This is a genomic window from Pedobacter sp. ok626, assembly GCF_900100435.1.
Classification (GTDB): Bacteria; Bacteroidota; Bacteroidia; order Sphingobacteriales; family Sphingobacteriaceae; genus Pedobacter.
Genome location: NZ_FNEX01000007.1, coordinates 198,119 through 212,526, shown reverse-complemented (window position 1 = coordinate 212,526; position 14,408 = coordinate 198,119). Strand labels below are relative to the sequence as shown.

9 protein-coding genes are annotated in these 14,408 nt (G+C 40.9%); 5 read left to right on the top strand and 4 right to left on the bottom strand.

Annotation, left to right across the window (positions count from 1 at the left end; genetic code table 11):
* Genes BLS35_RS12225 through BLS35_RS12205 form a run of 5 tightly spaced genes read left to right on the top strand, consistent with a single transcriptional unit; the run spans position 1 to position 5,120 of the window.
* Positions 1-879, top strand: coding sequence for a hypothetical protein (locus tag BLS35_RS12225; protein WP_090781305.1), 879 nt, complete (start codon positions 1-3; stop codon positions 877-879).
* Positions 880-881: 2 nt separating this feature from the next.
* Positions 882-1,607, top strand: a complete 726-nt coding sequence (locus BLS35_RS12220; protein WP_090781303.1) for a DUF4129 domain-containing protein — start codon at positions 882-884, stop codon at positions 1,605-1,607.
* Complete coding sequence (locus BLS35_RS12215) at positions 1,604-2,785, top strand: DUF4350 domain-containing protein (protein ID WP_090781301.1); 1,182 nt, start codon at positions 1,604-1,606, stop codon at positions 2,783-2,785. Before BLS35_RS12220 ends, BLS35_RS12215 begins: the two co-directional genes overlap by 4 nt.
* A 3-nt stretch (positions 2,786-2,788) precedes the next feature.
* A complete protein-coding gene (locus BLS35_RS12210) occupies positions 2,789-3,766 on the top strand; it encodes an AAA family ATPase (RefSeq protein WP_090781300.1) in 978 nt (325 codons plus the stop codon).
* A 7-nt stretch (positions 3,767-3,773) separates the two neighbouring features.
* A complete protein-coding gene (locus BLS35_RS12205) occupies positions 3,774-5,120 on the top strand; it encodes a DUF58 domain-containing protein (RefSeq protein ID WP_090781298.1) in 1,347 nt (448 codons plus the stop codon).
* Between the two features lie 18 nt (positions 5,121-5,138).
* On the opposite strand, the gene BLS35_RS12200 is transcribed toward BLS35_RS12205, so the two are convergent.
* The 4 genes from BLS35_RS12200 to BLS35_RS12185 are packed head-to-tail and all read right to left on the bottom strand — an operon-like array spanning position 5,139 to position 14,366.
* Positions 5,139-6,566 (bottom strand): L-serine ammonia-lyase, encoded by a 1,428-nt coding sequence (locus BLS35_RS12200; protein ID WP_090781295.1) that lies wholly within the window; start codon positions 6,564-6,566, stop codon positions 5,139-5,141.
* Positions 6,567-6,622: 56 nt separating this feature from the next.
* Positions 6,623-7,279 carry an MgtC/SapB family protein gene (locus tag BLS35_RS12195; RefSeq protein WP_090781293.1) on the bottom strand — a complete coding sequence of 219 codons (657 nt, stop codon included), beginning with the start codon at positions 7,277-7,279 and terminating at the stop codon, positions 6,623-6,625.
* Positions 7,280-7,311: 32 nt separating this feature from the next.
* Positions 7,312-8,340, bottom strand: a complete 1,029-nt coding sequence (locus BLS35_RS12190; protein WP_090781292.1) for a PorP/SprF family type IX secretion system membrane protein — start codon at positions 8,338-8,340, stop codon at positions 7,312-7,314.
* A 2-nt stretch (positions 8,341-8,342) separates the two neighbouring features.
* Positions 8,343-14,366, bottom strand: coding sequence for a PKD domain-containing protein (locus BLS35_RS12185; protein ID WP_090781290.1), 6,024 nt, complete (start codon positions 14,364-14,366; stop codon positions 8,343-8,345).
* Between the last annotated feature and the right edge of the window lie 42 nt (positions 14,367-14,408).

The window sequence follows — 14,408 nt, the reverse complement described above, 5'->3', positions numbered from 1 at the left end:
ATGCCAAATTTAGAATTAAAAAAAGCGCGAGAATTCGGAGAGATCATTAACGATACATTTTTATTTATCAGACAAAATTTCAAGCCCTTGTTAAAGGTGTTTGCATACTTATGTGGTTTCTTCATCCTTGCCGGAATGGTTGCCGCGATTATGCAACAGTTAGAGATGGAAACAGCGCTAGATGGTTTGAAGCAGGGTAAAGGTGGCTGGCAGACTTTCATGGCAAATGTTTTAACGTTTAACTATTTATTGGTTGTGATATTTTCCTTTGGTAGTTCTGCTGCAATATTGGTTTCTACGCTTAGCTATATTGCCTTATACATTCAAAAAGGGAACATAGCGCCAACTCCGGATGAAGTTTGGGGATATTTTAAATATTATTACTTCAGGTTATTTTTTAGCAATATCATTGCCATACTTTTCATCTCGCTAGGTTTTCTCTTTTGCCTTTTGCCGGGTATTTACCTGTTTCCAGCCATGTCCTTGCTTGTCTCGATCATGGTATTGGAGAACACTAATTTTCAAGATGCTTTTAGCCGCTCATTTAAATTACTGAAAAATCAATGGTGGGTAACTGCTGGCGCCATGTTTATTATTTGGGTAATTGCTTATGCCTGCATGAGTTTCGCGGCTATTCCTACATTGGTATTAAAAATGGGGGGCGCGTTTTTGCCCGGACTTGCGGGCTGGGGCAAGATCTTTACTATAATTGGTGTCGTCCTTCAGTATTTGAGTTACGTTTTTATGATGATTCCTATAATTGGCGTTTCGCTTTGCTATTTTAACCTGGTTGAAATACAAGAAAGCACGGGGTTAATGGATCGGATCAATCAATTTGGAGAAGAAAAAGACCATTTCTCTGGCTTAGAAGAATACTAAACATGTATAAAGCTCTTATTGTATTCTTATTCTTTTTCATAAGTATCCGTGGTTTCTCGGCAAGCTTACCCGAGCATAAGCCTGTGAAAAACATAGCCTTAAAAAATGATACAACGGCTATTTCGGTCAGAAGCTTTGATTTGCAAAAAATAAAGGAATATAGCGGCCAAAAAGAATTTAGATATGATGATATTACCCCGATCAATACCAGCTGGTGGGACCGTTTCTGGGCGTGGTTTTGGGATTTGTTGAACGGTGCTTTTACGAACAAATATTCGGGTGGACTTATAAAGTACATAGTCATTTTTATTGTTGTTGGCCTGGTTGTTTTTGCTGTATTTAAATTGATCGGCCTCGATTTGAAAATCTTTACCACAAAATCTAAATCTATCGATGTCCCCTATAATGAATCGCTGGAAAATATTCATGAGATAAATTTTAATGAGGAGATAGAAAAGGCTGTCGCAAATGGTAATTACCGTTTGGCTGTGCGCTTGTCCTACTTGCGCTCGTTAAAGTTGTTGAACGATCAAGAATTGATCAATTGGCAGCCAGAAAAAACAAACCAAGCTTATATCAATGAGATTATTGATCCCGATAGGAAAGAACAGTTTACGGTGCTAACCCGGCAGTTCGAATACATCTGGTACGGAGAGTTTTTTATCGATAAAGAAAGCTTCATTGCTGTTAAAGGTAGTTTTGAACGATTTAATGTGAAAGCGCTATGAAGGGATTAAAACTATATTTAGTTGGAAGTGCGGTGGTGATGCTCCTTTATGTAATTGCACAATATTATAAGCCAAAGCCTACCGATTGGACCCCAACTTACTTAAAGGAAGATAAAAATCCTTTCGGCACTTATATCTTATATCATGAGCTGGAAAATCTGTTCCCGAAGTCTTTAATCAGTCCATCAAATTTGCCTGTTTACAACACGCTAAAGGATAAAGATTTTGAGCACACCAACTATCTGCTTGTTGCCGGAGAGATTCAAATGGATGCTTATGATTATCAGGAATTGGTTAAATACATGGAGAAGGGCAATAATGTATTTATTGCCGCTTATAAATTAAGCGATGTTTTAGCGGATACGCTTAATCTGAGAATGAACTCAGTGGCTTATTTTAATAACGAGAAGGGAACTCCGATTAATTTTGTTAATCCGCTTTTAAAAGAAAAACGCCCTTATGTTTTTAATAAAGGGCTAGGTGATCAATATTTTAGTAAGGTAGATACCCTGAGGGCTGCTGCACTGGGCCGCAATGCTACTGGCGAGGTTAATTTTGTAAAATATAATTATGGGAAAGGGGCATTGTATATGCTGCCAAGTCCGCAATTGTTAAGCAATTACAATTTGTTAAATCCTGCCGGGGCTAGTTACATTTCTAAAGTGCTTTCTTATCTGCCTGTTGCCGAAAGGGTAATCTGGGACGAGAACAATACCAAAGGAAATGTAAATGATGAATCCATGTTTAGGGTGCTGCTTAAACACGATCAATTGCGCTGGGCTTATTATTTGGCCTTATCCGGATTATTGCTATTTGTTCTTTTTGAAATGAAGCGTAGGCAGCGCATCATCCCTATTATCGCGCCATTAAAGAATACTTCGGTAGACTTTGTGAAGGTGGTGGGTAAGGTTTATTACCAGCAACGCGACAATCGTGATATTGTCCAGAAGAAGATCAGTTATTTTTTAGAATACGTGCGGACTAGCTATCGCTTAAAGACTTCAAAGTTGGATCAAGAGTTTGTGGCCGATCTGACACTTAAATCTGGTGTAAACGAAGCTGTAGTACAGCAATTGATTGAAATGATAAACCGCGTAAATAACGCCGTTATGGTTAATGATAGTCAACTCATCGACCTGAATAAATTAATAGAGAAATTTTATAAACAAGCCCAATAAATTATGGAAGCGGAAATGTTTACCCAAAGAACCGACCTTACACAGCTTAATACTGCCGTAGAGCAAATCAGGCAAACGCTGGGCAGTATTATTGTTGGCCAGAAAGACACCATTGATTTTTTAATCGCAGGATTGCTTGCCGATGGGCATGTGCTTTTGGAAGGTGTACCGGGTGTAGCTAAAACTTTAAGTGCAAAACTGATAGCCAAAAGTATTGATGCTTCTTTTGCCCGTATTCAGTTTACCCCTGATTTGATGCCCTCTGATGTAATTGGAACTTCAGTTTTTGATCCCCGGTCGGCCTCTTTTGAATATCGTAAAGGCCCAATATTTGGACATATTGTATTGGTTGATGAGATTAATCGCGCCCCGGCCAAAACTCAATCTGCCTTATTTGAGGTAATGGAGGAAAGGCAGATTACTGTTGATGGACATACTTATCTAATGGATGAACCATTTATGGTGCTGGCCACTCAAAACCCGATAGAGCAGGAGGGCACGTACAGGTTGCCTGAAGCGCAGTTGGATCGTTTTCTATTTAAGATTGAGGTGAAATATCCTACGCTAGAGGAAGAAACGGCTATTTTGTTAAACCAGCACCAGTTTAAACTGGACGATGCACTGAACGCCGTTAAAGCGGTATTAAGTATCGATCAGATCAAAGCTTGCCGAGGTATTATCAAAGGGCTGCATGTAGAGCCAAAGCTGATCGAATATGTAGCCAAGATTACGCATGAAACGCGGAATAATAAATCACTTTATTTGGGTGCTTCGCCACGCGCTTCCCTGGCCATGGTAAATGGAGCCAAGGCGTTTGCTGCTATGCAGGGGCGTGATTTTGTGACGCCGGAAGACATCATTAAAGTTGCACCACCGGTATTGGCGCACCGAATTATGCTCAGTCCTGATAAGGAAATGGAAGGTTTAACACCTAATGATATTGTTGCTCAAATTCTCCAAAAAATAGAAGTACCTAGATAAAACAGGATTGAAACACTTTTTTAGAAAATACTATCGCGACCTTTTTCTGGGCAAAAGACTTTTTGCCGGGATAGGCTTCTGTGTGAGTTTATTCATGTTTTCTTTTTTCCTGCCATGGCTTGGCGATTTGCCTTATGTTTTTCTGGGCGTATTGGCCGTGTTGGTGTTGATTGATTTTGTGCTGTTGTACCAAACAAAACGCGATGTCTTTTTGCGCAGGGATGTGCCGGAAAGGTTGAGCAACGGGGATGACAATGAACTTCAGATTTATGTAGAGAACTTTTATTCTTTCGGCATCCACATCGGCATTATTGATGAAATCCCTTTTCAGTTTCAAAAAAGAGACCTATGGTTTAAAAGCGACTTGAAATCGGGCGAGCGGAAGACAATTGCCTATTTCTTAAGACCGACTAAAAGAGGGGAATATGTTTTCGGACAAATCCGTTTATATGTGCAATCGCCATTGAGACTAGTTACGCGAAGGTTTAATTTCGGTGAAGAGGTAACCGTACCGGTTTATCCTTCTTTTTTACAGCTGCGTAAGTATGAGCTTATGGCCATATCTAATAGGTTGAGCGAGTTTGGGATTAAGAAGATCCGACGCGTTGGCCATAGCATGGAGTTTGATCAGGTAAAGAATTACGTGCAGGGCGATGATTATCGTACCGTAAACTGGAAAGCTGCCGCCCGAAAAGGGGAGTTGATGGTGAACTCCTATACGGATGAAAAAGCTCAGCATATGTATTGCATCATTGATAAGTCGAGGGCAATGAAAATGCCTTTCGAGGGGTTGAGCTTGTTGGATTATGCGATTAATGCCAGTCTGGTGCTTTCTAATGTTGCGCTGTTAAAACAAGATAAGTCGGGCTTAATTACCATATCGGAGAAAACGGGAAGTATTGTGCCCGCAGACCGCAGACCTGCGCAGCTGGGTAAAATCATGGAGGTTTTATACAAGGAAAAGAGTCGCTACCTTGAACTGAACATGGAAGCTTTGTATACCAGTATCCGTGGTACATTGCGACAAAGAAGCTTGATTGTATTTTTCACCAATTTCGAAAGCGTGTCGGCCTTAAACAGACAGATGCCTTACTTAAAGCGGATGGCCAAATACCATTTGTTGTTGGTTGTGTTTTTTGAGAATACGGAGCTTAAGGCGATCACCGAAAAGCCAGTGCATGATGTAGAGGCGATTTATATACAAACCATAGCCACTAAGTTTGCTTACGAGAAAAAGTTGATGGTAAAGGAATTGGCCAAACATGGTATCCTGAGCATTCTTACAGCTCCCGACAAATTAACGGTAAATGTGGTGAACAGGTATTTGGCCATTAAGGCACAGCAAAAAATCTAATTTCTTGCTGCGCTTATTTTAGCATTCAGGTAAACTGATTGGGATGTTTGTTGCCAAACCTCCATCAGATGTTTCCTTATATTTTGAGTTCATATCTAGTGCCGTTTCCCACATGGTATTTACCACGGCATCCAAACTAACTTTTGCTTTATCAGGATTGCTTTGCAGGGCAAGTTGACTGGCGGTAATGGCTTTTATCGCGCCCATCGTATTCCTTTCGATGCATGGAATTTGAACTAAGCCCCCTATCGGGTCGCAGGTTAAGCCCAAATGATGTTCCATGGCAATCTCTGCCGCCATGAGCACTTGACGCTGTGAGCCGCCTAAACACTCGGTTAAAGCTGCTGCCGCCATTGCTGATGATACACCAATCTCGGCTTGACAACCGCCCATTGCAGCGGATATCGTGGCTCCTTTTTTAAAGATGCTGCCTACTTCAGAAGCACAGGCAATAAATTGGGTGATTTTTTCATCTGAGTACCCATCGCAGAAAGCAATATAGTATTGCAATACCGCCGGAATAACCCCAGCGGCACCATTGGTAGGCGCGGTAACTACACGGCCAAAAGAGGCATTCTCTTCATTTACGGCTAAAGCAAAACAGCTTACCCAGTCTAAAATATAGTTAAAGCTGTTTCCGCCGTTTCTGATGGCCATGATCCAGCTTGCGTAATCGTTATAAACGCTACTGCCAATTAATCTTTTATTTAAGGCTGCAGCTCTTCTACCAACATTTAGTCCACCGGGTAAAAATCCAGAAGTGTGACATCCACGGTAGGTGCAATCTTTCATTACATTGAAATGCTGCATAATCCCTTTTCTTGTTTCAGCTTCAGTACGCCATGACAGTTCATTCTCCATCACGATTTCTGAAACTTTAAGACCGGTAGACAGGCACCAGTGTAGTAATTCGCTGGCTTTTTCGACAGGAAAAGGTAAATCAACCTGCTCTTTCTCATTTCCGTTTTCTCCTTCTTTTACCACAAAACCTCCACCTATCGAATAATAAGTTTCGGAAAAGGCCTTCCCAGTATTTAAAAATGCCTGAAAAGTAACTGCATTGGGGTGAAAAGGCAGGCTTTCGAAGAAAAGGAAAACCATGTCGTCATTGTAATTAAACGAGATCAGTTGCTCACCAGAAAGAGATAATAACTGTTCATCCTTAATCGAAGCGATGGTACTGTCGATAGCATTTACATCAAAAGTAACCGGATCAGCGCCTGTTAGCCCCAACAATATGGCTACATCAGTTCCGTGTCCTTTTCCGGTTTTAGCCAATGAACCGTACAACAGGATTTTCACCTGTTCCACTTGGGCCAATAGTCCGTTTTGTTTTAGCGAAGCCGTAAATTGCTGTGCTGCTCTCCATGGGCCCAAAGTGTGTGAGCTTGATGGGCCAATACCTATCTTAAAAATGTCGAATACCGAGATCTGTTCCCTTTGCATAATACAAAGCTACTACAGTTTGGCGAGATTATTAATATTTGCAAGAATGATACGGCCTAAAAGTCGAAGGCGATGATGTTTTTGTCGCGTAGCATCCGGTCCACAAATGTTTTATGATTCTTCGGACTGCCAATTGCAATCCAGGTTCCGCTGATGATGCCATTGGCCAATTCTTGTTTGCCGCGGCTAAGTTTGAGTTTAGAGGTTTTAATGTCCTGCTCGTATTTTTCAAGGCTTTCGCCCTCGTATCGTTTTACAATTCGGTATACCCTTTTGGTGAAGCGACGTTCGGCCATTTCTTCTAAAAAAGGGAAAATCAATAAGGCTAGCAATACTACGAGTGTTACGCCAATCGCTTGTTCGAAATAGCCTGAACCAATGGCCATGCCTATTGCTGCCACAATCCAGATCACGCAAGCAGTGGTTAAGCCTTTTACCTGGTTGTCTTCTTTAAAGATCACGCCAGCACCTAGAAAGCCAATCCCGGTAACTATGTTAGAAGCAATCCGATCGTGACTGCTTAATCCAATTTTGATAGAAAGGATAGTAAATAGGGTCGAGCCCAAGCCAATCATAATCATGGTTTTTAAACCGGCTTGCTTGCTTCTAAACTCTCTTTCGGCACCAATAAGGCCACAAAGTAGCGTAGCCATTAAAAACTTGTTTACCTCTGATTGGGTCAGGAAATGATTGTTTTCAAGAATGTTCTCCATATCTGTTTGAATAACCTAATATAAAAGATTATTTAATAGAAATCATAGCATCTTAGCCCGTTAAACTTATTATAGCCCGAACTGTTGGGGAAATACTTTTCGTAGCCAATGCTTGCTTCGGTGGTACCACTGGTATTGGTATAATTAATTTTTGAGGTTGTAGCATCATGACTTAAACCTAATCTTAGTTTTTCGCTGTTTCTACTTCCTTTAAACAAATCAAATATTAAAGAAACAACTATTGCATCCGGCCCGCCTTGTCCGCTGGTCCTGTACCATAATCCTGCGTTTAGCCCTTTAAATTTAAACTGCGCGCCAGCACTTATAGAGTTGGAGGATGCTTGTTTATAATAAACGACAGAAGGGATCAGGTAAGAGCCTTCATCATTGTTGTAATACATGCCCGGGCTTAAGGGAATCTTGTAGCTCGCATTTGCGGTGATACGCATAGGAAGTTTGGCAACAGTTCCGGTAAAGGATTCGTCAGGCTGGTTGATGTGATGAACTGCAACGCCTGCCAGGAAATTATGATAGACGATGGTTGTACCTGCTGCGGCATCAAAGTAATACTTGTTAGAAATATCGGGGGGCTGGGCCGAGGACACACTGCCGGGAATATATCCCAAACGCATATCTATCTGATCAGAAAAAACCAGTTTGCTCCAGTCTATTTGTCGACTGGTTATGCCTGCTTGTATCCCAAAAGAGGCAATAAAATCATCTCCGCCTACGCTGTAGGAATAGGTGGCCGCGGCATTATTTTTAACTAAATAAGCTGTACCCTCGCTGCTGCGGTTAAACATCAGGCCAACTCCTCCGGCAAATTTAGAGATGTTGAGGTCGGCAGAAGCAGTGATATAGGATAAGTCGCCACTAAGGCCCGACCATTGGTTCCGGTAAATCAGGTTCATCCTGATGTCGCCCTCAAACTGCCCGGTTAATGAAGGGTTCAGATAAATGGGGGCATTAAAAAATTGAGAATACACGTGATCCTGTGCCATGGCTGACAGGTTGATCATCGTTATAATTAATGCTATTGTATATCTTAATCTCCCGCTCATCCTTATCTGATTAAATGTATTGCTCCTGTACGTTTAGGCGCAGATTTGTCATAGGTCATGCCTTTCCACTCTGTTCCGTTTATCATCTGTACATCGATTTTCCAGTAGTAAACCCCTTGTGGCATAGGTTGGCCATTGAATGTGCCATCCCAACCCTCTGTGGGTCTTCCTTCATCTAGTTTGGTAGTTTCCCAGAGTATTTGTCCCCATTTGTTGAATATGCTGAAACGCCATGATGCAATGCCTGATCCTTTGGCGTGGAAGTCGCGAAGCTCCGGTCTCGTATCTCCTGGTATAAATGAATTGGGTACAAATAGGTATCCCGGAACACCAATGATTGTTACCTTATTTGAGATTGTATCGAAACAACCTTGTTGATTTAAAACTTTCAATTTTACAATGTAGGTCCCTGTATCCGAATAAGTGTGGCTTGGATTTTTTAACTTGGAACCGAATGATTTATCTCCAAAATCCCATTCCCAATTCGTAGGGTTGTTGGTGCTTTTGTCCTCAAAATTGAAGGTGTAATCAGGTATGCTGATTTTGGCTGAAGGGCTGATATTGAAGGCTGCTTTTGGCGGTTGAATAATGTGGATGATTAGTTCATGAGTATTCGAACAGCCTAAAGCATTTGTAGCTGTAAGCGTAGCGGTATAGTATTCCTGATTCCCTGTATAGATATGCGGTGCAGGAGGTTCAAAGCCAATAAAGGGCGTACTTCCATCCCCATAATTCCATACAAAACTGGTAATGTCTAAATCTATCGTAGTGTTTTTAAATGTAACTGGGAGATTCGGACAACCTGTGCTAACATCTGCGACGAAAAGAGGTTTAGGTTGGGCAAGCACTATGATTTTTTCGTAAGTGGTATCTCTAGAACAGTCATTTTTGGCAATTAACATTACATCATAATCACCACCTTCAGTAAATGTGTGTTGGAATATTCTGGGCGAGCCGGCGAGTGGCCTTAGGCCAAGGCCATCTTTAAAATCGATAAGATATTCTGTTGCCCCTTTAGAATTGTTGTCGAAATCTACTGTAAATGGTGCACAACCTTTTTTCTGAGTTCCTGAAACGACCAGTTCTGCTTGAACATTTTTGGGTGAAACTACAATGTCATATATTCTACTTACATCAATTCCGCACTCACTTCTTGCAGTCATTTTTACATGGTAGGTTTCTATTTTTGTAGTTGCGAAATAAGTATGAGAAACATCATTTTTGTTACTTACCCAGCCACTGTTATTACCGTCACCATAATCATAGAAATACTCTACTCCTGATTGATTTGGGGAGGTATTGGTAAAGACAACAGTTAAAGGTGAGCAACCTACGGTTACACGAGGTGAAAATAGAGCTTGCGGCTTAGCCTTTACCAATACTGTGGCTTTGGCAGAATCAATACCACAACTCGTTTCTGAATAAAGTGTAACGGTATAAGTAGTGTCTTTTCCAGTAGGATCTGGCTGGAAGGTATAAGGTGGAGGGTTGGCATTGTTTGAAATTTGGGTGTTACCGACTTTCCATCGAAATATAGCACCTGCTCCTTGTGGGGACGTATTTGTAAAAGCGACATCGTTTGGCCCGCAAATAGTTGTAGGGCTAAGTGTAAAGGACGCAGGAACAGCTTGATTTGTACTGAATGTCCATGCAAACTCGGCAGGGTGACATCCGACTTTAGGTGTTACAACCAACTTGATGATGATATTGTCACCACTATTTGGGATTGTATAGCCAGGAAAGGTAACTCCAGTTCCAATCTGAGTACTGCCAGCAAACCATGTATAGGTTGCATTTTCAATGGGATGATTTTCTGCTACTACATTTAATGCAGTAATATCGAATGGGGCACAACTTTTATCTTTGGTGAAGGTAAATTTGGCTATTGCATCAGGTTTTAGGGTGATGGTGATTACATTACTTATACTTTTCTGATCTCCATTACATGTGATAGTACTTACTATACGTCTATACTGAGTTGTTCTGGTAAGTACGGTGGCTTGATAATCCGGTTGAAAACTATTGGTGCTTGCCCATGTCGTTCCTCCATCAATACTAAACTCCCATTCATAATTGAAGTTGCCATCAGCGCCTGTAGGGGGCGTTCCTGTTAGTCGTATAGGAGTTTCATCGGTACAGACAGCCTGATTTGCTGAAATAACGTTATCCTTTATTGGAGGTAGTGCGGTGATGTTAAATTCGGGGCTGGTATCTGAACATGTAGCACTTGTTACTGTTCTTCTGAACCTTGTTGAAACGGTTATAGGAAAGTCTAAATTCTGAGTGTTCCCGCCGGTTTCCGTCCAGGTAACTCCATTATCTGTACTTATTTCCCACTTATAATTATAAGTGCCATTACCACCGATAGGCGGGCTTCCAATTATGTTAATCTGTTGACCCGAGCAGACAAGTATGGCAGCACTGTTAATGGTGTTTTGTTGGATTAAAGGGAGAATGTTGATAGTAACCGTTGAACTACTTGGTCCGCATGCCGAAGGCCCTGTAATAGTCCATTTAAATGTGTAAGATTGTCCGGCTACTAAATTTTGAACTTCAGTTTTGGGATCTGTGGCATCGACAAAGTGAATAGGTGAGCCAGGGGGTGCCGACCAAACGCCTGTTTCTCCATTAAGTGCGTTAACAGGATTTCCATCAAGTTTTGCTGTTGTTCCACCGCATATAGTTTGAGGCATTCCTGCATCTGCAGGAGTGTCTGCAGGCGTTACTGCGATAGTTATAACATTTGTTTTTAGCTCGCTGCAACTCCCATTTCGTACAACCGCACGATATTGCGTGGTAGAAGTAAGCGCACTATAATTTAAAGTGGTAGAAGTATTCGCAATAGGTTGCCATATTACTTCTCCTGCAGGTAAAGCCTCCCAACGAATGACACTACCTACATTACCAGTTAAATTTATAGTTCCACTATTATTACCAGAACATACTGTTAAAGGATCTGCTGATGATATTGTACCTGCTACTGTAGGAGGGTTAATTGTAATGGTAACTGAAGAAGAAGAAGAAGAACATACTCCAGGTGCAGAGATTGTCCATTTGAAGACATAGGATTCGCCTGCTACTAGACCATTAGCTACTGCAGATGGAGAATGGAGATCTACGTCCGAAAATGTAACACCTGCCTGACCAGAGATAAGTTCCCAAGTGCCGGTTTCATTTGACTTAGGTTGATTCCCGTTTAATTTATATGTAGAAACTTCACATTCGTTTCCACTTGTACCTGCAATTGACGGAGTAATGCCGGGGTCAACATTTACATTTACTACGATTTCATCTCCTGGGCAGCCAGTTGCTGATATTGGTGAAATCCTATAGGTCACTGTGCCCTGTATGGTGCCGTTATTTATAAGTACGTGATTTATTGCAGCTGTTGCGGTTGGAACATTTGCCGGAGTATTTCCTGTCACACCATTTGTGGAACTGGTAGTCCATGTATATTTTATATCTGAGAAGGAAGGAGTTAAAATAATTCCAGCTTGCTCACCACTACAAATTGTTGTATTTGTAACAGCTGCAGAAACTGAGGGTTTAGGGTAAACCGTTACTGTAAAAGTAAAAGGAACTCCTGGACAATTATTGAGTATTGGCGTGATTCTATAAATAATTACTGCATTTGCGGTTGGGTTTGAGTTTACAACAACGTCTTCTATTTTGCCCGATCCAGAAGCTGTAAAAGAAGTTCCTGCATTCAAATCACTATTCGTTGCTGTCCAAGTGTATGTACTTCCCGGCAAACTTGTTCCTAGGGCAGGATCATAATTGAGTTTCGTTCCTGTACACACCCTTTGGTCAGTGTCAGTTCCTGTATTGTTAGGAAAAATATCTATTTGAATAACATCTTCAACTTCTTTACAAGGCTCAGCAAGATCAGTAGTAACTACAAATCTAACTATGGCTTTATGTGCATCACGTTCAGTTTGAGTAGGAGTATAGATTGTAGTTGTGCTGTTATTTGGTGAAGAAAAAGTTCCTGCACCTATCCATCTCGAGCTCGAATAAGTGCCATTCGTCACCAATGCGGATAACTCAACGGAAGCACTATAACAGATAGGGTTTTTATCCGCAGTTATCTTAACAACAGGAGAAGGAAAAAATGTGATAAGTTGTGATTTAGGCAGTGATCCGCAACTATTTTTGTGCGTGACCGATACTTTGTAAGTTCTATATTGTTTAAACTGAATAGTAGGGAATTTTGTGTTTGAATTTGATCCCGGACCAAATTCAAAGTCTGTATTGCTGAGTGGAAGGTCATTTTCTGTAGTAATGGACCAAGTATAAGTATCCGAAGCATCAACTTCAGTCCCTGAAAACTGTACTTTAGTTGGATCTAGAGTTGTTTCACTGTAAGTATATGATCTAAGATTACATAGATTGACCACTGGGGCCAAAGTCGTGATGGGAGAACTGTCAATTATAACTACCGTTTGAGGTGGATTAGTACTGACAACGGTACATGGCGAACTCGTAATTTGGAGTGTAATTTCGTACCTACCTTGTTTTAAAAAATTAAATGTTGGCTCTTTGATCCCGTTAGTGAAACTAACCTCTGAGGCTAACACAGGTTGGCCGGATTTTAATACGATCCAATTGTATGTATGAGTAGTGCCGCAACTATTATCAATATAAGATTTATCAATAGCAGTGATCGAATAAGGTGCACAATGCGGTGTGGTATTTCCATTAAACTCAAAATTAGGAATTGGAGGATTATGTATGCATATCTCATGAGTTACAGGTTCACCATTACAGAGTCCATTATTGTTAATTGATTCTAACCTTATTCTGTAAGTTTTTGCTGAAGGAAATGAATATTGGAAGTTGGCCGACCTTGGCTGATCTGTTTTGATTAGTACATCATCGACATACCAATTATATGTAACATCATTGTCAATGCAGTTAGGAGTGTTTGCATCGTTCTGACCCGGATCTGAAGTGTTTATAAAATTTACCATTTTGCCAACACAACCTCCATCAGGTGGTACTATGAATTTGTTTTCGGGTTTTTTAACAACCTTCACATATGTAGCAAGTGCTCCTGATGCTCCGGAACAATAGGGGCTGATTGCCTCGATATTTATTCCGAAGACATTGTACTGGGGCCCAGCTCCAGTATTATAAACTGGTCTTCCGCACGATGATGTTTCGTATTCATGTCTCACGAAGCCTGCTTGGAGGTCGCAACGCGTATAGACTGTCTTTATGCCATTTGAATCTCCCCAGTCTATTTCATATGTGGTTCCTGGATAGTTATTTTTAATACCATTCGCATCTAAATTAACGGGGAACTCCAGAAAGCCCCCTGGTAAACAAACGATGGCACCGCCGGTAGTACCAAAGCTATTATTCGTTCTTGAATTTAATATTAAATAAGCCCTTGTCGCAACGCTACCATTTAATTTAGCCGTCACTAATAATGTATAGTAGCCGATTGCTGCTGAAAACGTCGTTGGTGATGTTGCAAAATCTAAATTTGCTGCAATGGAACCAGTTATTTCGTTTTTTATTATCCCTGTTACTGTACTTAATGCGGTAGAGGCATTTTCAAAAGTAAAAGCAGCATTGTCCCTTGCTGGACAATAGCCAAAAGTATTTTCATCAAGGGTGCGGCTAGACGTAACTTCTGCTTTAACGGGAACAGTACCGGTGATCTGAAACGGTATGGAATTAGTTGATACAGAAGCAGGGTTGGTAGACCTTATTTGTAGCTGATAATTGGATCCTGGAAGAACTGTTGTAGGAATAACTCCATTTATAAAGGTTGAATAAAAGCCATTATATGTTCCAATACGATTATTTCTGCTAAAATTACCAGTTGCATCCGAGAGATAAAGTTCAAACACGTTACCTGGTTTTACACAAAACGATATAGGCATCGTAAAAGTCGCTGCAATACTCGATCCCGGCGTATAAGGCCCCGGATCAACTGTGCCTATTGTAATCTGAGAAAAGCCTACAGTTATTTGGAGAAAAGAAAGAAGAATGGTTAAAAGAAGTAGACGTTTCACCATATATACAGATTATTGTATAAATGTATAGAATTTTTTACTTCA